This is a genomic window from Streptomyces sp. NBC_00503, from assembly GCF_036346895.1.
GTDB lineage: Bacteria > Actinomycetota > Actinomycetes > Streptomycetales > Streptomycetaceae > Streptomyces.
This window is the reverse complement of record NZ_CP107855.1, coordinates 4,553,587-4,571,395: the sequence shown is the minus strand read 5'-3', so window position 1 is coordinate 4,571,395 and position 17,809 is coordinate 4,553,587. Positions and strand designations below refer to the sequence as shown.

The following is a 17,809-nucleotide window of genomic DNA, read 5'->3' as shown; positions in this document are numbered from 1 at the left end:
GGCCGCCCCTTTGCACGGTCGATCCGCGGCTATCGGCTACGCACCCTTGGACAGGTCCGGGCCGGAGCCGGTGGCCTCGATCGGGGGAAGGTCCGAGATCGGGGTCTTCTCCTCGCCGCGGAAGGTGAACTTGGCTTCTTCGCCTTCACCCTCCTTGCCGACGACCACGATGTGGCCGGGGCGCAGCTCGCCGAAGAGGATCTTCTCCGACAGGATGTCCTCGATCTCGCGCTGGATCGTGCGGCGCAGCGGACGCGCACCCATGATCGGGTCGTAGCCGCGCTTGGCGAGCAGCGCCTTGGCCTCGGCACTGAGCTCGATGCCCATGTCGCGGTCCTTGAGGCGGTCGTCGACCTTGGCGATCATCAGGTCGACGATCTGGACGATGTCTTCCTCGGTGAGCTGGTGGAAGACGACGGTGTCGTCGACGCGGTTGAGGAACTCGGGCCGGAAGTGCTGCTTGAGCTCTTCGTTGACCTTCGCCTTCATCCGGTCGTATCCGGTCTTCGTGTCGCCCTGGGCCGCGAAGCCCAGGTTGAAGCCCTTCGAGATGTCCCGCGTACCCAGGTTGGTCGTCATGATGATGACCGTGTTCTTGAAGTCCACGACCCGGCCCTGGGAGTCGGTCAGACGACCGTCTTCCAGGATCTGGAGAAGGGAATTGAAGATATCCGGGTGCGCCTTCTCGACCTCGTCGAAGAGGACGACGGAGAACGGCTTCCGGCGGACCTTCTCGGTCAGCTGGCCGCCCTCTTCGTAGCCCACGTAGCCGGGGGGCGAACCGAAGAGGCGGGAAACCGTGTGCTTCTCGCTGAACTCCGACATGTCGAGGGAGATCAGCGCGTCCTCGTCGCCGAAGAGGAATTCGGCGAGCGTCTTGGAGAGCTCGGTCTTACCGACACCGGACGGACCGGCGAAGATGAACGAGCCACCGGGACGCTTCGGGTCCTTCAGACCCGCACGGGTACGGCGGATGGCCTGGGAGAGCGCCTTGATGGCGTCCTTCTGGCCGATGACGCGACGGTGGAGCTCGTCTTCCATGCGGAGCAGACGCGAGGACTCCTCCTCGGTCAGCTTGAAGACGGGAATGCCGGTCGCGGTCGCGAGGACTTCGGCGATGAGCTCGCCGTCGACCTCGGCGACGACGTCCATGTCGCCGGCCTTCCATTCCTTCTCGCGCTTGGCCTTCGCCGCCAGCAGCTGCTTCTCCGAATCACGGAGGGAAGCCGCCTTCTCGAAGTCCTGGGAGTCGATGGCCGACTCCTTGTCGCGACGCACGTTCGCGATCTTCTCGTCGAACTCGCGGAGGTCCGGCGGCGCGGTCATCCGGCGGATGCGCATCCGGGAGCCGGCCTCGTCGATCAGGTCGATCGCCTTGTCCGGGAGGAAGCGGTCCGAGATGTACCGGTCGGCCAGGGTGGCCGCCTGCACGAGGGCCTCGTCCGTGATGGAAACACGGTGGTGGGCCTCGTAGCGGTCGCGCAGGCCCTTGAGGATCTCGATGGTGTGCTGGAGGGAAGGCTCCGCCACCTGGATCGGCTGGAAGCGGCGCTCGAGAGCGGCGTCCTTCTCAAGGTGCTTGCGGTACTCGTCGAGCGTCGTGGCACCGATGGTCTGGAGCTCACCACGGGCCAGCATGGGCTTCAGGATGCTGGCGGCGTCGATCGCGCCCTCGGCGGCACCCGCACCCACGAGGGTGTGGAGCTCGTCGATGAACAGGATGATGTCGCCGCGGGTGCGGATCTCCTTGAGAACCTTCTTGAGGCGCTCTTCGAAGTCACCGCGGTAGCGGGAACCGGCAACCAGGGCACCCAGGTCAAGCGTGTAGAGGTGCTTGTCCTTGAGGGTCTCGGGGACCTCGCCCTTGACGATCGCCTGGGCCAGGCCCTCGACGACGGCGGTCTTGCCGACGCCGGGCTCGCCGATGAGGACCGGGTTGTTCTTGGTCCGGCGGGACAGCACCTGCATGACCCGCTCGATCTCCTTCTCGCGCCCGATGACCGGGTCGAGCTTGGATTCGCGAGCGGCCTGCGTGAGGTTGCGGCCGAACTGGTCCAGGACGAGCGAGGTCGAGGGCGTGCCCTCGGCCGGGCCGCCGGCAGTGGCCGACTCCTTGCCTCCGCCGGAGTAGCCGGAGAGCAGCTGGATGACCTGCTGCCGGACTCGGTTGAGATCGGCGCCCAGCTTCACGAGGACCTGGGCGGCGACGCCCTCGCCCTCGCGGATCAGGCCGAGCAGGATGTGCTCGGTGCCGATGTAGTTGTGGCCGAGCTGGAGGGCCTCTCGGAGCGAAAGCTCCAGGACCTTCTTCGCCCGCGGGGTGAAGGGGATGTGGCCGGACGGGGCCTGCTGCCCCTGGCCGATGATCTCCTCAACCTGCTGGCGAACAGCCTCGAGCGAAATCCCGAGGCTCTCCAAGGCCTTAGCGGCGACACCCTCACCCTCGTGGATCAAGCCCAGGAGGATGTGCTCAGTGCCGATGTAGTTGTGGTTGAGCATCCGGGCTTCTTCCTGAGCCAGGACGACAACCCGCCGCGCGCGGTCGGTGAACCTCTCGAACATCGTTTATCGCTCCTCAGAGCGGTCGGGCAGTTCGGGGTCGGTCCCCGCCCTGTCCTTCCGCATGCTAGTCCCGCGGGGCGGGACAGCTCATTCCAACTGCCGACATCCGTCCGCGGCTCACCCTCACGTCCGTGGGAAAACCCGGCTGTAAGTGCCGACAACTGCTCCAACCCGATGGTGGGAGACGATGTTCCCGCAGGCCAGGCAGATACCCGTCACATGTGTACGCCGATGGCGAACGGAAGCCGGTCCGGGACCCCGAAAATCAGCGTGTCGCCCCGATCCACTAGGAATGTCTTACCCGTAAGGACTGACACTCCATGCAGGTGACGCCGGTTCCCTCCGCTACGGGCGAACACGTTTCCGTCCCGAATGTGAGACTCCGGCCCCACGGAGGTTTACGTTCCGCATTCAAGCGAGTGCGGCACGTCACATCGTGCGTAACCCCGGAGCGTTTCGGGAGTTGCTCCGGTCATGGCTCTCACCGTGCCGCCCGTCCCCCTCCCGCTCCCCTGCGCCCCGTTCGGGGGCGAGGACGACCCGGCGTCCTGGTACGAGCGCGTGCTCGGCTGGACCGTCGCCGGAGGACCGCCCGCGCAGCTGGTGACCGGGGTGCGGTTCGACGTACTGGAGCTGCCGGCCGATGCCGGGACCGCGGTGCTGCGCAGACGCGTCGCCACGGGTCCGGTGGCGGTCATGGGCCGCAGGATGCGCTTCCTGGTGGCCGCGGGGGCCGCCGACGAGCTGGACGGGCTGCTCGACTGGCTGGAATGGGGCGGGGTCGCCCTGGATCTCGCCGCCCTGGGTGCGGGTGGCCGGATCACGGCTCCGGTGCCTCCGGGGCACCCTGTGGGGCCGGAGGGAAGCCCTCGGGGGGCCGCCGTGTGGCTGCGGCCCCCCGAGCAGGGGTGTGAGGTACTGCTACCCGCCCTGCCCGCTGCGGGGCAGGACTCCGGGCCCGCGGGCGGGCCCGATCTCGTACGCCTGGTCGCGGCCGCGGCGACGGAATGCCACCGGGCGCGACTTCGGCGCACCGTCCGGACCGGCCGGACCGATCAGGCCGAAGCCTTCTCGTAGGCGTCGCGGATCTCGGCGGGAACGCGACCGCGGTCATTCACGCTGTAGCCGTTCGTCTTGGCCCAGGCGCGAATGACAGCGGTGTCCGGGTTACCGGTCACCGCCGCGGCACGCCCCTTGGCGCGGCCGGTGGCGGCGCCGCGGCCACCGGTACGGCGACCGCCCTTGGTGTACGGGTCGAGCAGGCCGCGGAGCTTTTCAGCGTTGGCGGTGGTGAGGTCGATCTCGTAGGTCTTGCCATCCAGAGCGAACGTCACCGTCTCGTCCGCCTCGCCGCCGTCGAGGTCGTCGACAAGAAGGACCTGAACCTTCTGTGCCACCGGGATTTCCTTTCATCGAAAAGCAGTACGCGGAAAGGAAACCGCTTTTGCCTGGAAAACACAAACCCCCGGCGAGAGGTTCGGGTCCGCAACGGGTTGGGAAACGTGCGCGATTCGGACATAGGCCACACGTACGGGGGCCCGGGGGAAATCGCGCTTGATCGGTCAGAGGTGCAGAAGCATCCGGCTGTTGCCCAAGGTGTTCGGCTTCACTCGTTCGAGACCGAGGAACTCGGCGACGCCCTCGTCAAAGGAACGCAGCAGCTCCATGTAGACATCGGTCTCGACCGGGGTCTCGCCGATCTCGACGAACCCGTGCTTGGCGAAGAAGTCCACTTCGAAGGTCAGGCAGAAAACCCGGCTCACACCGAGCCTGCGGGCCGTCTGCAACAGTTTGTCGAGCACCTGGTGACCGACTCCGGCGCCCTTCAACTCCCGGTCGACCGCGAGAGTGCGGACTTCGGCGAGGTCTTCCCACATCACGTGGAGTGCGCCGCAGCCCACGACCTGGCCGTCGGTTTCGCGTTCGGCGACCCAGAACTCCTGGATGTCCTCGTAAAGGACGACCGGGGCTTTGTCGAGCAGGATCCGCTCCTGCACGTACTGGTCGAGCAGGCGGCGCAGCGCGGGAACATCACCGGTGCGCGCTCGGCGGATCGTCACTGTTTTTGCATGTGCAGCGGAAAACTCACCCATGGCCCGGACGTTATCGTCCCCGGTCGGCCGACGCTCCGCCGGAGTCGCCTTCGGCCGGTTCCGCGGGATCGGGGGTCTCCTCGGCCGGCTGCACGATCCGTACGGCGTCCCGGAGGGACTCCCGCTGCTCGGCCGACATCATGCCGAAGAAGGCCACCAGGGCGGCGGCGGGGTTGTCGCTCGTCGACCAGGCTTCGTTCATCAGTGCGGCCGAGTAGGCGGCGCGGGTGGAGACCGCCGTATATCGATAGGCGCGGCCTTCCGCTTCCCGGCGGACCCAGCCCTTCTGATGAAGATTGTCCATAACGGTCATGACCGTGGTGTACGCGATGGAGCGTTCCTGCTGAAGGTCTTCCAGGACTTCGCGAACGGTGACCGGGCGGTTCCACTGCCACACCCGCGTCATGACTGCGTCTTCGAGTTCTCCCAAGGGGCGAGGCACAGCAGCACGATAGTGCGGGATGTGGGGAATTGCCCGGCCATTCGGGCGGCAAGGCGCAACAAAAATTGGGCGCACGGCTGCGAAGCCGTACGCCCGGCCCTCTCGCGGGGGCCTTACTGCGGGGTGGGAGATGCCTGCGACTGCCGGGCGCCTTCGGCGCGGGAGAGCACGGCGTCGACCACCGCGTCCTCCTTGGCCTTGTTGGCGCCGCCCTGACTCTTCACGATCGTCACGACGAGAGCGATGAAGAACACGGCCATCACGAAGGGGGGCACGAGCGCGGAAACGTAGTCCATGCCCCCAGCGTAGCTAGCCTGCCGCGCGCCCGGCCTCCGGGGGCGGGGTGGGCTTGCGGCGCGGCGGGAACACCTCGCCCGGGGTCGGAATGGGCCGCGCGGGCCGCTCGTCGGGCTGCGGCTGCGCGGGCTCCTTCTCCTTGCCGGAGCCTGAGCCGGAGCCCGAGCCTCCGCCCGAGCCGGAACCCGACCCGGCGTCCGCACCCGCGCCGCCCGCCAGGGCCAGCAGCCGGGTGCGCGGCGCGGGCGTCGTGGACAGCCGGCGGCGCACCGAGCGCTCCGCGATGCCCTGCGCCCGGTCCAGCAGGGCGGCCGCGACCGGGTTGGCGCGCAGCGCCCGCAGGGCGGCGAGGTCGTCCGGCACCGGCTCGTACCCGGCGGCCAGGGCGTCCTGGAGCAGCTCCAGGTAGCCGGTCAGGCTCCCGGGCAGCGCGGCTCTGTACCGGGCCAGGTCGGCGAGGAGGAACTCTCTGAGCCGCCCCGCCTCCTGGACGGCGTCGTCCACCGACGCCGCGAGGCGCAGGCAGTCCTGGACCTCGACGGCCGTCAGGGGGGCCGTAGAGGACTGAAGGGCGTGAGCGAGCGAACGCCTGAGCACGTGAAGCTCATCAGCGCTGAACGCCATGCCGCCGCGGGATCCGTAGGGCGTGGGCATGGGCCGAAGATACGCGCTAATCGGACAAAATCCCTTGAGTGGACACGCGCGCGGCGCGGCGTATTCCGCCGGTCAGGGCTGGCCCGAGGTCCTCAGACCGGCTCTTTGACCGTCTGGAGGAATTCCGCCCAGGCCGCGCGGGTGGTGGCCATGACCAGATGGGCCGGGTCGGCCCGGTCCGCCACCCGCACCAGGGCCCCGGGGGCGGCGGCGACATACACGCAGGCGGCGCCGTCGCCGCAGTAGGACGACTTCTGCCATTCGGGCCGAGCGGGCCGAACTGTCATCGTGTCTCCTCCGTTCACAGGCGCGGTCGGCGCCGTGGACGAGCTCCCGGTATTTCTCGTGGGGCGACCGTATCCCCGGGACGGGCTCACTCCGGCCATTTCCCCGGAAATTACTGCGCCCGACCTCAACGGGGGGTAAGGGCCGGCCCCGGGCAGCGCCCGGCCCCGCCGGGGCCTCGCGGGTGGGTGCGGGTCCGGCCGGGGCGGGGCGGGCGGTTCGGGAGCGGGCGGTGCGGCTACTCGAAGGTGGGCGCGTTGCGCTCGTAGACCAGCCGCAGGCCGATCAGGGTCAGCCAGGGCTCGTGGTCGTCGATGACCGAGGCCTCGCCCAGGACGATCGGGGCCAGGCCGCCCGTGGCGATGACGCGGACGTCGTCCGGGGCGCCGTTCGGGCCGGCCAGCTCCTTGGCCATGCGGGTCACGATCCCGTCGACCTGGCCCGCGAACCCGTAGACCACGCCCGACTGCATCGCCTCGACCGTGGACTTGCCGACGACGTTGCGCGGGCGGGCCAGCTCGATCTTGCGGAGCTGGGCCCCGCGCACGCCGAGGGCCTCCATGGAGATCTCGATGCCCGGGGAGATCACCCCGCCCACGTACTCGCCCTTCGCGGACACCGCGTCGAAGGTGGTGGCGGTCCCCAGGTCGACCACGATCGCCGGGCCGCCGTAGAGCTCGACCACCGCGACCGCGTTGACGATGCGGTCGGCGCCGACCTCCTTCGGGTTGTCCATCAGGATCGGGACGCCCGTCTTGGTGCCGGGCTCCACGATCACCGCCGGAACGTCGCCGTAGTAGCGGCGGGTCACCTCGCGCAGCTCGTGCAGGACCGCCGGCACCGTCGAGCAGATCGCGATGCCGTGGATCCCGTCGCCCAGCTCGTTGCCGAGCATCGGGTGCATGCCCATCAGGCCCTGCATGAGCACGGCCAGCTCGTCGGCCGTGCGGCTCGGGTCGGTCGAGATCCGCCAGTGCTCGACGATCTCGTCACCGTCGAACAGGCCCAGGACCGTATGGGTATTGCCCACGTCGATGGTGAGGAGCACGGGTTACACCGCCTCGCGCAGATCGAGGCCGATGTCCAGGATCGGGGAGGAGTGCGTGAGGCCGCCGACCGCGAGGTAGTCGACGCCCGTCTCGGCGTACGCGCGGGCGTTGTGCATGGTGAGGCGGCCCGAGGACTCCAGCACCGCGCGGCCGTGGACCAGCGCCACCGCCTCCGCGGTCTCGATCGGGGTGAAGTTGTCGAGCAGGATCAGGTCGGCGCCCGCCTCCAGGGCCTCGCGGACCTGCTGGAGGGTGTCCACCTCGACCTCGACGGGCAGGTCCGGGAACTGCTCGCGCACGGCCTTGAACGCCTCGCGGACGCCGCCCGCCGCGATGACGTGGTTGTCCTTGACCAGCGCCGCGTCGGAGAGCGACATCCGGTGGTTGACGCCGCCGCCGCAGCGCACCGCGTACTTCTCCAGGCAGCGCAGGCCGGGGGTGGTCTTGCGGGTGTCGCGGACCTTGGCCTTGGTGCCCTCCAGCTCGTCGGCCCAGGCGCGGGTGGCCGTGGCGATGCCCGACATCAGGCAGAGCAGGTTCAGGGCGCTGCGCTCCCCGGTGAGCAGGTCGCGGGTGCGGGCCCGTACCGACAGCAGGACCTGGCCCGGCTCGACGCGGTCCCCGTCCTCGGCGTGCCGCTCCACCTCGAAGGCGTCGGTGCACACGACGGACAGGACGGCCTCGGCGACGCGCAGGCCGGCGACGGTGCCCACCTCGCGCGCGGTGAAGTCGGCGGTGGCCACGGCGTCTTCGGGAACGGTGGCGACGGTGGTCACGTCGACCCCGCCGTCCAGGTCCTCGGAGATCGCCATGTGCGCGATGTCCTCGACCTCGATCGGGTCCAGGCCGGCGTCTTCGAGCAGCTGGGCCAGGGCCGGGTCGAGACCGGTCTCCTCGCCCTCGCCGCAGGCGCAGTCGTCGCCGCAGCCGCCCTCGCTCTGGCCGACGAGGGGGAGTTCGTTGTGCTCGTGGGTGTCGTGCTCGTGCGTGCTCACGGTTACTGCTCCAGGCTGTCGGTGCTCAAGGGGATCTGTACGGAAGGGAAGTCCGCCGACTCGGTGGGCGTGACGACCAGGGCCCGCCGCTCGGCCGCCGACAGGCGTACGACGAGGTGGCGGCGCCAGTCGGCGTCGTCCCGGTCGGGGTGGTCCTCGCGCCAGTGGCAGCCACGGGTCTCCGCGCGCCGCTGGGCGGCGGCGACCAGGACCCGGGCCACACACAGCAGGTTGGTGGCCTCCCAGGTCTCGGTGCCGGGGACGGCCGTCTTGCCCTGGGTCTCCAGCTCGGTGAGGGCCGTCGCGTACAGGGCTTCGAGGGCGGCCGCGGCCCGGTTCAGCGACTCGGCGGAACGGAGCACGCCCGCGCCGTCGGTCATGATGCGCTGGACCTCGTAGCGCGCCTCGGCGGGCTGGAGGGGGCCGCTGGCCGGGACGGGAATGCCGGGGCCGTTGCCCGCGGGCTCGCCGGCCGCCGCGATGATGGTGTCGGCGATCCGCTCGGCGAAGACCAGGCCCTCCAGCAGGGAGTTGGAGGCGAGCCGGTTCGCGCCGTGCACTCCGGTGCAGGCGACCTCACCGCACGCGTACAGGCCGGGGACCGTGGTGCGGCCGTGCAGGTCGGTCCGGACGCCGCCGGAGGCGTAGTGCGCGGCCGGGGCGACGGGGATGGGCTCGGTGACCGGGTCGATGCCGTGCGAGCGGCAGGCGGCGAGGATGGTCGGGAAGCGCTGCTCCCACATCTGAGCGCCGAAGTGCCGGGCGTCGAGGTACATGTGCTGCGTGCCCTGCTCCTGCATGCGGCGCATGATGCCCTTGGCGACGATGTCGCGGGGCGCGAGCTCGGCGAGCTCGTGCTGGCCGGTCATGAAGCGGACGCCGTCGGCGTCGACGAGGTACGCGCCTTCGCCGCGGACCGCCTCCGACACCAGGGGCTGCTGGCCTTCGGCGTCGGCGCCGAGGAAGAGCACGGTGGGGTGGAACTGCACGAATTCGAGGTCGGAGACCTCGGCTCCGGCGCGCAGCGCGAGCGCCACCCCGTCGCCGGTGGAGACGGAGGGGTTGGTGGTCGCGGAGAAGACCTGGCCCATGCCGCCGGTCGCGAGGATCACGGCGGGCGCGTGGACGGCGCCCACCCCGTCGTGCTGGCCCTCGCCCATGACGTGCAGGGTGACGCCCGCGGTACGGCCCTGCGCGTCCTGGAGGAGGTCCAGGACGAGGGCGTTCTCCACGGTCTCGATGCCGGCCGCCTGGACGGCTTCGACGAGGGCGCGGGAGATCTCGGCGCCGGTGGCGTCGCCGCCCGCGTGCGCGATGCGGCGGCGGTGGTGGCCGCCCTCGCGGGTGAGCTCTATCTCGCCGGTCTCGGCGGAGGTGTCGAAGACGGCGCCGGCCGCGATGAGGCGGCGTACGGCGCCGGGGCCCTCGGTGACCAGGAGCCTGACGGCGGCCTCGTCGCACAGGCCCGCGCCCGCGACCAGGGTGTCCTCGAGGTGCTGCTCGGGGGTGTCGCCGTCGCCGAGGGCGGCGGCGATGCCGCCCTGGGCCCAGCGGGTGGATCCGTCGTCGAGGCGGGCCTTGGTGACGACGACGGTACGGCGGCCCGCGGCGGCGCAGCGCAGTGCGGCGGTCAGGCCCGCGACTCCGGATCCGACGACCACGACGTCGGCGTCCACGGACCAGCCGGGGGCCTGGGCGTGCAGTCGTATGCCGGTGCCGGTGCTCCGGTCGGTGCCGGTGCTGGTGCCCGCCGGTGCGGGACCTCTGCCTGGGGTGCTCACGCGTGTGCTCCGAACTCCAATGGAATGTTGTCGATCAGCCGGGTCGTGCCCACCTTCGCGGCGACGGCCAGCACGGCCTGCCCGCTGAAGCCGGGACCGGCGTCGGTGAAGTCCTGCGGGTCCACCAGCGCCAGGTAGTCCAATACCAGGGGCGGCTCGTGGCGGCCCGCCTCCACCAGGACGTGCCGCGCGGCGGCCCGTACGGCGTCGGGCAGTCCGGCGCCCGGGAGCCCCGCGACGGCCGCCGAGACGGCGTGCGCGTCGGCGGAGGCCCGGATCTCGCCGAGCCGGGCCAGGCCGGTGGCCCGCTCGTCTCCGGCCGGGGGCCCCTGGGCCTCGGCGCGGTCCAGCAGCGCCGCCTGGGCGGCGAGCCGGTCGCGGCCCGCGAACAGGGCGCGGGACAGGGCCAGGGCCGTGCGGCGCTCCACGGGCGAGAGGTAGCGGTTGCGCGAGGACAGCGCGAGCCCGTCCTCCTCGCGGACGGTCGGTACGCCGACCACCTCCACGGGGAAGTTCAGGTCGGTCACCATCCGCCGGATCAGGGCCAGTTGCTGCGCGTCCTTCTGGCCGAAGAGAGCCAGGTCGGGGCGGGTGAGGTGGAGCAGCTTGGCGACGACGGTCAGCATGCCGTCGAAGTGGCCGGGGCGGGTGGCGCCTTCGAGGCGCTCGCCCATCGGGCCGGCGCTGACCCGCACCTGGGGGTCGCCGCCGGGGTAGACCTCTTCGACGGCGGGGGCGAACACGGCGTCGGCGCCCGCCTCTTCGGCGAGGGCCAGGTCGGCGTCGAGGGTGCGGGGGTAGCGGTCGAGGTCCTCGCCCGCCCCGAACTGGAGGGGGTTGACGAAGACGGTGACCACGACCTGCCCGTCGGGGCCGGCCTGGGCGCGGGCGGCGCGGACCAGGGTGGCGTGGCCCTCGTGGAGGGCGCCCATGGTCATGACCACGGCGCGGCGGCCGGTGGCGGTGCCCGTGCCGGCAGCCGTGCGGGGGAGCTCGTGCAGCTCGGCGGCGGTGTCGAGGAGGATCACCGGGCACCGCCTTCGAGGCCGTCGAGCCCGTCGGGCTCGTCGGTGCCTTCGGGGTCGTTGAAGCCTTCGCGGCTCCCCCGGTCTCCGCGTCCCGCCCCCGCGAGGTCCTCCGCGCTGTCGGCGAGGACGCCGAGGAGGTCCTCGGCGAGTTCGGGCTTGAGCAGGCCGTGCGCGAGCGCCCGGTCCGCGGTCGTACGGGCCATCGCGAGGTATCCGGCGACCGTGCCGGGTGCGTGCTTGCGCAGCTCCGAGACGTGCGCGGCGACGGTTCCGGCGTCGCCCCGGGCCACCGGGCCGGTCAGGGCGGCGTCACCGGAGCGCAGGGCGTTGTCGAGGGCCGCGCCGAGCAGCGGGCCGAGCATCCGGTCGGGGTGCTCGACGCCCGCCTTGCGCAGCAGTTCCATCGACTGGGCGACCAGGGTGACCAGGTGGTTCGCGCCGAGGGCGAGGGCCGCGTGGTAGAGCGGGCGGTTCACCTCGGCGATCCACTCGGGCTCCCCGCCCATCTCGATGACCAGGGCCTCCGCGGCGAGCCGCAGCTCGTCGGGGGCGGTCACGCCGAAGGAGCAGCCGGCCAGGCGCTGTACGTCCACCTCGGTGCCGGTGAAGGTCATCGCGGGGTGCAGGGCCAGCGGGAGCGCGCCCGCGCGGCGGGCCGGGTCCAGCACGGCGACCCCGTAGCGCCCGGAGGTGTGGACGAGGAGCTGCCCGGGGCGGACCGCGCCGGTCTCGGCGAGGCCCTGGACCAGCGACGGCAGGGCGTCGTCGGGGACGGTCAGCAGGACGAGGTCGGAGGCCTGGAGGACCTGCTCGGGCGTGACGACCGGCACGTCCGGCAGCATCCGCTCGGCGCGCCGGCGCGAGGCGTCGGAGACTCCGGACACGGCGACCGGCCGGTGGCCGCTCTGCTGCAGGGCACGCGCCAGCGCGGGGCCGACGCGGCCTGCTCCGACTACACCGACGGAGAGCCTGGCCGGGCGCTCCGCCTGGGAGGTTGTGTTCACGCGGGGAAGGCCTTCCGTTCCAGTCCGCGGGGGGTACCGGACGATACGTCGCCATGCTAGCTCCTGGCCGTGTTGGTGGTCGGCGATGATCGGGGCATGAACGAGGACACGGAAGCGGTGGCGGAACGGCTCGTGGCGGCCGGGCGGGCGGCAGGGCGCAAGCTCTCGCACAGCCTGCGGGAGGCGACCCTCGCCGGGCTGCTGGCGGACCTGGGCGGCCTGGCCGGGCCCGGCGGCCCGGCCGCGGACCCCGACGAGCCGGGCGACATCTACGGCGACGGGGTGGTGGCCCGGCTGGAGCGGCGGGTGGCGGAGCTGCTGGGGACCGAGGACGCGGCGTTCTTCCCGACCGGGACCATGGCCCAGCAGATCGCGCTGCGCTGCTGGGCCGGCCGGACCGGGAACCCGGTGGTCGCCCTGCACCCGATGAGCCATCCGGAGCGCTGGGAGGGCGGGGCGCTGTCCACGGTCTCGGGGCTGCGGGTCGTCCACACGACGGGCGAACCGCGCCAGCCGACGGCCTCGGAGATCGCGGAGCTGCCTGAGCCGTTCGGGACGCTGATGCTGGAGCTGCCGCTGCGGGACGCCGGTTTCCTGCTGCCCACGTGGGAGGAGCTGTCGGCCGTGGTGGCCACCGCCCGGGAGCGCGAGGCGGTCGTCCACATCGACGGTGCCCGGCTGTGGGAGTCCACGGTGCACTTCGACCGCACCCTGCCGGAGATCGTGGAGCTGGCCGACTCGGTGTACGTCTCCTTCTACAAGTCGCTCGGCGGCCTCAGCGGCGCGGCCCTCGCCGGGTCGGCCTCCCTGGTCTCGGAGGCCAGGGTCTGGCGCCACCGGTACGGGGGCCAGATCTTCCGCCAGTTCCCCGCCGCGCTCTCCGCCCTGGCCGGGCTGGAGCGGGAGCTCCCGAAGCTCCCTTCCTACGTCGCCCACGCGCGCGTGGTGGCCTCCGCCCTCTCCGCGGCCCTGGGCTCCTCCCCCGAGGTCCCCTGGTTCCGGATCAACCCGGAGGTTCCGCACACCCACCAGTTCCAGGTGTGGCTCCCGTACGACGCGGACCGGCTCACGGAGGCGGGCGTCCGGCTGGCGGAGGAGACGGGCACGCTCCTCTTCCGCCGCTGGTCCCCCGACGGCCCGCCGGGCCTGTCGGTGACGGAGCTGGAGGTCACCGAGCCGGGCCTGTCCTGGACGGAGGCCGACGTGGCCGAGGCGGTACGGGGCTTCGTGGCCCGGCTCTAGCGCGGCGGCCCGGGTGTCGGCCGTGCGGGCGAAGGGCGCGTGCCCTGTCCACCGCGCGGCCGACGTCCCGGCATGATGATGCGATGAGCGTGACCATCGACATCACCGGGCTCCCCGCGGAGCGGATCGGCTTCGCGCCGTCCCCGCTCGCGGAGCTCTGCATGGCGTTGCACGCGCTCTCCCAGCCCGGCCACCACCCCGGGCTCGCCTCCTGGACCGCCACCACCACCGCCTCCCTCGACCCGGACATCGCGGACCGGCTGCTGGAGGGCGATTTCATGTGGCGCAGCTCCTTCGCCGACATCTTCATGGCGTACGCGGGGATCCCGGGCGGCTCCGGCCGGCCGGGCGCGACGCTGGCCGCCGAACTCGACGTACTCGACCGGCTGGATGACGAACGGTTCGTGACGGCGGCGCTGGAGTACTGCCGGCTGTCCTTCTACGGCGAGGGCGGCGGGCGGTCCCCGCTCTCCGACCCCCTCGCCCGGGCCAAGGCGCTGGAGTCGGCCTCCGCGCGCGGGCCGCGCCAGCTGGACTTCGCGATGCGGGTGCTCGACGACACCGCCTCGGTCCGGGTGTGGCTGCGGCGGCTGGTGGAGGACTGCGACGAGGCCTTCTTCGCGGAGACCTGGCGGCGGATCGAGCCCCGGCAGAGCGCGGACGCCCGTCACAAGACGGAGCTGCTGCGGCACAAGGGGCTGCCCGCGGTGCTCAAGGAGGTCTCCTCGGCGCTGAGCGTCGACGAGGGGCTGACCACCGTCACGGTGGACAAGATGACGAACGGGTCCACGACGGCCACCGATCCCCGAATAGGCGACGGGCTGCTGTTCGTGCCGACCAATTTCGGCTGGCCGCACCTGCTGGTGCTGCACGCCCCCGGCTGGCGTCCGGTCATCCACTACCCGCTCGGCTCTCCCGAACTGGCCTCTTCCCCGGGGTCGGTGGAGCTGCTGCAGCGGCGCATGGAGGCCCTGGCCCATCCGATGCGGATGATGCTGTGCCGCAGCATGGCGCGCGCTCCCTACACGACGGGCGAGCTCGCGGCGGCGTACGGGATCACCGCGCCGGAGGTGTCGCGCCATCTGGCGGTGATGAAGAAGGCCGGACTGCTCAAGACGTGCCGTCAGGGCCGTTATGTCCAGCACCAGTTGGATCTTGCGGCGGTTGCGCGGATCGGTTCCGATTTCATCGAGGGCATTCTGCGCTAGCGCCACCGACTCGGCGACACCCGTACGGACAGCGGGCGTTGGCCGGTTTCCGGCGGCCCGGATTTCACCGATATACGGATTTCACAAACCGGAATCAGCGAAAACCCTGGCTTTACCGGCTGTTTGCTGTTTAACGTGCGTCCACTGCTCCTGCTCCCCCACGTATCGCGCCTCATCTGCACCCGCCGTGGAAGGACTCTGCATGCCCGCACGCCGTACAGCCGCAGCCACCGCCGCCCTGGTCGCCGCGGCCCTCGTCTCCCCTCTGCTCCTCGCCGGGCCGGCCGGCGCCACCGGCAGCCCCCAGAGCGATGCCGCCAGGGGCGAGGCGCTGGCCAGGAAGCTGGTCAAGGACTCGACCGGCAGGGGCGCCTACACCCACCTGCAGGTCCTGCAGGCCATCGCCGACCACAACAAGGGCACCCGCGTGGCGGGTTCCAAGGGCCACGAGCAGTCGGCCCAGTACGTCGAGGCCGTGATGAGGGCGTACGGGTACAAGGTCACCACGAACGAGTTCGACTTCGTCTTCGTCCAGACGATCGCCGAGACCCTGAAGGTCAACGGCGCCGGCGGCCGCGACATCCCGGTCAAGCTGATGACGTACACCGCCAGCGGCCCGGAGAACGGCGTGACGGCCCAGGTCGCCGTCGCCCCCGTCGACGCGGACGGCACGAACGGCTGCGACCCCGGCGACTTCGCCGCGGGCGCCTTCACCGGCAGGATCGCCCTGATCAAGCGCGGCGGCTGCACCTTCGCGGCCAAGCAGCAGAACGCGGCGGCCGCCGGCGCGGTCGGCGCGATCATCTACAACAACACGGCGGGCGCCCTCAACGGCACCATCGGCGGGCCGGACGCGGGCAAGGTCCCGACCGGTGGTGTCACCCAGGCGGAGGGCGAGAAGCTCGCCGCCGAGGCCACGGCCGGCCCTGTCCAGGTCACCCTCGACATCCGGGAGTTCCGGGAGAACCGCAAGACGTTCAACGTCGTCGCGGAGACCCGGGGCGGCGACGAGAACAACACCGTCTTCCTCGGCGCGCACCTCGACTCCGTCGCGGCGGGTCCGGGCATCAACGACAACGGCTCGGGCTCGGCCGGCATCCTCCAGGTCGCGCAGAACCTCGCGAGCAGCCAGACGAAGATCAAGAACAAGGTCAAGTTCGCCTGGTGGTCGGCGGAGGAGTTCGGCCTGCTCGGCTCCGAGGCGTACGTCGGCGGTCTGACGGACGCGCAGAAGAAGCAGATCAGGCTCTACCTCAACTTCGACATGATCGCCTCGCCCAACGCCGCGTACTTCGTCTACGACGGCGACGACTCGGACAAGGTCGGCTCGGGCCCCGGCCCCGAGGGCTCGGCGCAGCTGGAGAAGGGGATAACGGACTTCCTCGACGGCCGCGGCATCCCGCACGAGGGCTCCGACTTCACCGGGCGCTCGGACTACGGCCCGTTCATCGAGGCCGGGATCCCCTCGGGCGGCACCGACACGGGCGCGGAGGGCATCAAGACGGCCGCGCAGGCGGCGAAGTTCGGCGGCCAGGCGGGCGTCGCGTACGACGTGAACTACCACGGCAAGGGCGACACGATCGCGAACATCGACCAGAAGTCGCTCGACATCAACGTCGACGTCATCGCGAACGCGGTCGGCCACTACGCCTTCGACCTCGCACCCCTGTCGCAGCCGGTCGCCTCGAAGCCGACCACCGGTTCCGGCGAGAACGGCGGCCTGCGTCCGGGCCACGACCACGACGTGACGGAGTAGCCGCCGCAGGCGGTAGCGGTGCGTGTGACCGGCGCCCGCGTCAGGCAATGCGCCTGGCGCGGGCGCCGGTGCACTACCGGACACCCCCTAGAACAGCGGGAGCTGGCCCGGGTGCGGGGACAGGGCGAACCCGTCCAGCGTCGGGGCCGAGGCGCCGAGCATCACCCGGGCGCGGGAGCCGGGGCAGGACACCAGGTCGCCGCGGACCCGCCCGGACGGCGGGTCGTGGCGGGCGATCCGCCCTGCGGTGACGGCGCAGTCGCGACCGCAGGTGGGGCAGGCTCTGCGCGGTGAGTGGGACATGGCCCCAAGTCTGCCCTCAGGTCGTCCCTTTCGGATCCTGTCGGTCAGGTCCGCGCCGTCCGGTGCCGTGCCTCGCCGTGCTGCCGGGGCTCCCGTGTACTGGACGTACTCGGGTGCCGCGGCAGTGCGGCGGGGTGCGGTGCCGGGCGGCGCGGACCCGGCAAGATCCGAAAGAGACGGCCTAGCCGCGGCGGGTCTCCAGCCAGGCCTCGTGGGCGGCGTCCACCCGCGTCCACAGCGCGGCCCGGTCGGCCGGGGTCAGGTCGTCGAGCTCCCGTCCGAAGACGCCTTCCAGCACGGCGTAGAACTCCTCCGGCCCCTCCAGCACCCGTTCCGTGGTCCCCTCCACCGGGTCGATCCGGCTCAGCACCCGGCCGCGCAGCACGTCGATGCCGTCCGCGTCGCGCCGCAGGGCCGCGAAGGCCCGTACGAAGCCGGAGTCCTCGGAGGTCGACAGCCGCAGGTGCTCGGCCTCGAAGTCGGCCGTCTTCGCGGGCGCGGAGAGGAAGTCGACGACGGCGGCGGAGCTGCCCGGGTTGCGGTAGGTCCAGCCCACCGAGTCCAGCCGCTCCAGGGAGTAGCCGAACCCGCCCTGCCGGTACGGGCCTTCGCGCAGCGGCAGCGGCTCGTACGGGCCGTCGCCCAGCCCGGCGTCCACGAAGTACTCCTGCCCGCCGACGCGGACGGTCAGCGCGAGGTGGTTGCCGCTCACGCGCCGGACGTCGGCGTCGGCCCCGGGTACGGGGGACACCGCCTCCGCGACCGGATCCGCCTCGGGGTCCGGCTCCGGGACCACCCCGCCGAGGTGCCGCGTGACCGCGTAGCCGAGGTGCTCCAGGAGCGCCGCGAAGGCCCCGTTGAGGTGGAAGCAGTACCCGCCGCGCCCGGCGGCGAAGCGGCGTACCGACAGCCCCGGGTCGATCCCGGCGGACCGGCCGAGCTGGATGTCGACGTTTTCGTACGGGACGCGCTCCAGGTGCGCCCGCTGGAGGGCGAAGAGCTCCTCGGCGGACGGCGCGCCGAGGGGTCCGGTGATGCCGAGCCGGCGCAGGTAGGACGCGAACGCGCCGTCCGATATGCCGGCGTTCATGCCTGAGGTCATGGCGGCAG

At 71.6% G+C, this 17,809-nt stretch carries 18 protein-coding genes; 4 read left to right on the top strand and 14 right to left on the bottom strand.

All coding sequences use genetic code 11. The features are described from left to right. Positions 1–36: 36 nt before the first annotated feature. Complete coding sequence (locus OG490_RS21240; RefSeq protein WP_330297885.1) at positions 37–2,562, bottom strand: ATP-dependent Clp protease ATP-binding subunit; 2,526 nt, start codon at positions 2,560–2,562, stop codon at positions 37–39. Positions 2,563–3,036: 474 nt separating this feature from the next. Here OG490_RS21240 and OG490_RS21235 point away from each other — a divergent pair, with 474 nt between their 5' ends. Next, positions 3,037–3,639, top strand: a complete 603-nt coding sequence (locus OG490_RS21235) for an SCO3374 family protein (protein WP_330297884.1) — start codon at positions 3,037–3,039, stop codon at positions 3,637–3,639. Here the strand turns inward: OG490_RS21235 and OG490_RS21230 are convergent. The 11 genes from OG490_RS21230 to OG490_RS21180 all read right to left on the bottom strand — a co-directional run bounded on the left by OG490_RS21230 (position 3,618) and on the right by OG490_RS21180 (position 12,190). Continuing rightward, positions 3,618–3,959 carry a histone-like nucleoid-structuring protein Lsr2 gene (locus tag OG490_RS21230; RefSeq protein WP_330297883.1) on the bottom strand — a complete coding sequence of 114 codons (342 nt, stop codon included), beginning with the start codon at positions 3,957–3,959 and terminating at the stop codon, positions 3,618–3,620. The genes OG490_RS21235 and OG490_RS21230 overlap by 22 nt on opposite strands. A gap of 165 nt (positions 3,960–4,124) precedes the next feature. Continuing rightward, the gene (locus tag OG490_RS21225; RefSeq protein WP_330297882.1) at positions 4,125–4,655 is read right to left on the bottom strand and encodes an amino-acid N-acetyltransferase; all 531 of its coding nucleotides are present in this window, start codon (positions 4,653–4,655) and stop codon (positions 4,125–4,127) included. Positions 4,656–4,665: 10 nt separating this feature from the next. After that, positions 4,666–5,097 carry a BlaI/MecI/CopY family transcriptional regulator gene (locus tag OG490_RS21220; RefSeq protein WP_330297881.1) on the bottom strand — a complete coding sequence of 144 codons (432 nt, stop codon included), beginning with the start codon at positions 5,095–5,097 and terminating at the stop codon, positions 4,666–4,668. A gap of 113 nt (positions 5,098–5,210) precedes the next feature. Next, a complete protein-coding gene (locus OG490_RS21215; protein ID WP_330297880.1) occupies positions 5,211–5,393 on the bottom strand; it encodes a hypothetical protein in 183 nt (60 codons plus the stop codon). Positions 5,394–5,406: 13 nt separating this feature from the next. Continuing rightward, positions 5,407–6,048 (bottom strand): hypothetical protein, encoded by a 642-nt coding sequence (locus OG490_RS21210; protein ID WP_330297879.1) that lies wholly within the window; start codon positions 6,046–6,048, stop codon positions 5,407–5,409. 92 nt (positions 6,049–6,140) lie between these two features. Continuing rightward, positions 6,141–6,335: a DUF397 domain-containing protein gene (locus OG490_RS21205; protein ID WP_330297878.1), complete on the bottom strand. Its 195-nt coding sequence runs from the start codon at positions 6,333–6,335 to the stop codon at positions 6,141–6,143. 236 nt (positions 6,336–6,571) lie between these two features. Next, complete coding sequence (locus OG490_RS21200; protein WP_330297877.1) at positions 6,572–7,381, bottom strand: type III pantothenate kinase; 810 nt, start codon at positions 7,379–7,381, stop codon at positions 6,572–6,574. Between the two features lie 3 nt (positions 7,382–7,384). Further along, positions 7,385–8,377, bottom strand: coding sequence for a carboxylating nicotinate-nucleotide diphosphorylase (gene nadC, locus OG490_RS21195; RefSeq protein ID WP_330297876.1), 993 nt, complete (start codon positions 8,375–8,377; stop codon positions 7,385–7,387). Positions 8,378–8,379: 2 nt separating this feature from the next. Continuing rightward, positions 8,380–10,158 (bottom strand): L-aspartate oxidase, encoded by a 1,779-nt coding sequence (locus tag OG490_RS21190; RefSeq protein WP_443065849.1) that lies wholly within the window; start codon positions 10,156–10,158, stop codon positions 8,380–8,382. Beyond that, entirely contained in the window at positions 10,155–11,186 is a 1,032-nt protein-coding gene (gene panC, locus OG490_RS21185) for a pantoate--beta-alanine ligase (RefSeq protein WP_443065848.1), read from the bottom strand. The genes OG490_RS21190 and panC overlap by 4 nt, the downstream gene beginning before the upstream one ends. Next, complete coding sequence (locus OG490_RS21180; RefSeq protein WP_330297875.1) at positions 11,183–12,190, bottom strand: Rossmann-like and DUF2520 domain-containing protein; 1,008 nt, start codon at positions 12,188–12,190, stop codon at positions 11,183–11,185. The genes panC and OG490_RS21180 overlap by 4 nt, the downstream gene beginning before the upstream one ends. 96 nt (positions 12,191–12,286) lie before the next feature. On the opposite strand from OG490_RS21180, the gene OG490_RS21175 reads away from it, so the two are divergent. The 3 genes from OG490_RS21175 to OG490_RS21165 all read left to right on the top strand — a co-directional run bounded on the left by OG490_RS21175 (position 12,287) and on the right by OG490_RS21165 (position 16,396). Continuing rightward, a complete protein-coding gene (locus OG490_RS21175) occupies positions 12,287–13,432 on the top strand; it encodes a threonine aldolase family protein (protein ID WP_330297874.1) in 1,146 nt (381 codons plus the stop codon). Between the two features lie 83 nt (positions 13,433–13,515). Beyond that, complete coding sequence (locus OG490_RS21170; RefSeq protein ID WP_330297873.1) at positions 13,516–14,640, top strand: DUF5937 family protein; 1,125 nt, start codon at positions 13,516–13,518, stop codon at positions 14,638–14,640. A gap of 202 nt (positions 14,641–14,842) precedes the next feature. Then, entirely contained in the window at positions 14,843–16,396 is a 1,554-nt protein-coding gene (locus OG490_RS21165; RefSeq protein ID WP_330297872.1) for a M28 family metallopeptidase, read from the top strand. Between the two features lie 87 nt (positions 16,397–16,483). Here OG490_RS21165 and OG490_RS21160 read toward each other — a convergent pair whose 3' ends face one another. Further along, positions 16,484–16,699 carry a hypothetical protein gene (locus OG490_RS21160; protein WP_330297871.1) on the bottom strand — a complete coding sequence of 72 codons (216 nt, stop codon included), beginning with the start codon at positions 16,697–16,699 and terminating at the stop codon, positions 16,484–16,486. A gap of 181 nt (positions 16,700–16,880) precedes the next feature. Further along, on the bottom strand, positions 16,881–17,801 hold the full coding sequence (locus OG490_RS21155; RefSeq protein ID WP_330297870.1) for an arylamine N-acetyltransferase family protein: 921 nt from the start codon (positions 17,799–17,801) through the stop codon (positions 16,881–16,883). Positions 17,802–17,809: the final 8 nt, after the last annotated feature.

What these genes read in the sequence shown, in the direction of transcription:
- OG490_RS21240 (WP_330297885.1), bottom strand. Translation starts at nt 2,562, where the DNA reads ATGTTCGAGAGGTTCACCGACCGCGCGCGGCGGGTTGTCGTCCTGGCT.
- OG490_RS21235 (WP_330297884.1), top strand. Translation starts at nt 3,037, where the DNA reads ATGGCTCTCACCGTGCCGCCCGTCCCCCTCCCGCTCCCCTGCGCCCCG.
- OG490_RS21225 (WP_330297882.1), bottom strand. Translation starts at nt 4,655, where the DNA reads ATGGGTGAGTTTTCCGCTGCACATGCAAAAACAGTGACGATCCGCCGA.
- OG490_RS21215 (WP_330297880.1), bottom strand. Translation starts at nt 5,393, where the DNA reads ATGGACTACGTTTCCGCGCTCGTGCCCCCCTTCGTGATGGCCGTGTTC.
- OG490_RS21210 (WP_330297879.1), bottom strand. Translation starts at nt 6,048, where the DNA reads ATGCCCACGCCCTACGGATCCCGCGGCGGCATGGCGTTCAGCGCTGAT.
- OG490_RS21205 (WP_330297878.1), bottom strand. Translation starts at nt 6,335, where the DNA reads ATGACAGTTCGGCCCGCTCGGCCCGAATGGCAGAAGTCGTCCTACTGC.
- OG490_RS21175 (WP_330297874.1), top strand. Translation starts at nt 12,287, where the DNA reads ATGAACGAGGACACGGAAGCGGTGGCGGAACGGCTCGTGGCGGCCGGG.
- OG490_RS21170 (WP_330297873.1), top strand. Translation starts at nt 13,516, where the DNA reads ATGAGCGTGACCATCGACATCACCGGGCTCCCCGCGGAGCGGATCGGC.
- OG490_RS21165 (WP_330297872.1), top strand. Translation starts at nt 14,843, where the DNA reads ATGCCCGCACGCCGTACAGCCGCAGCCACCGCCGCCCTGGTCGCCGCG.
- OG490_RS21160 (WP_330297871.1), bottom strand. Translation starts at nt 16,699, where the DNA reads ATGTCCCACTCACCGCGCAGAGCCTGCCCCACCTGCGGTCGCGACTGC.
- OG490_RS21155 (WP_330297870.1), bottom strand. Translation starts at nt 17,801, where the DNA reads ATGACCTCAGGCATGAACGCCGGCATATCGGACGGCGCGTTCGCGTCC.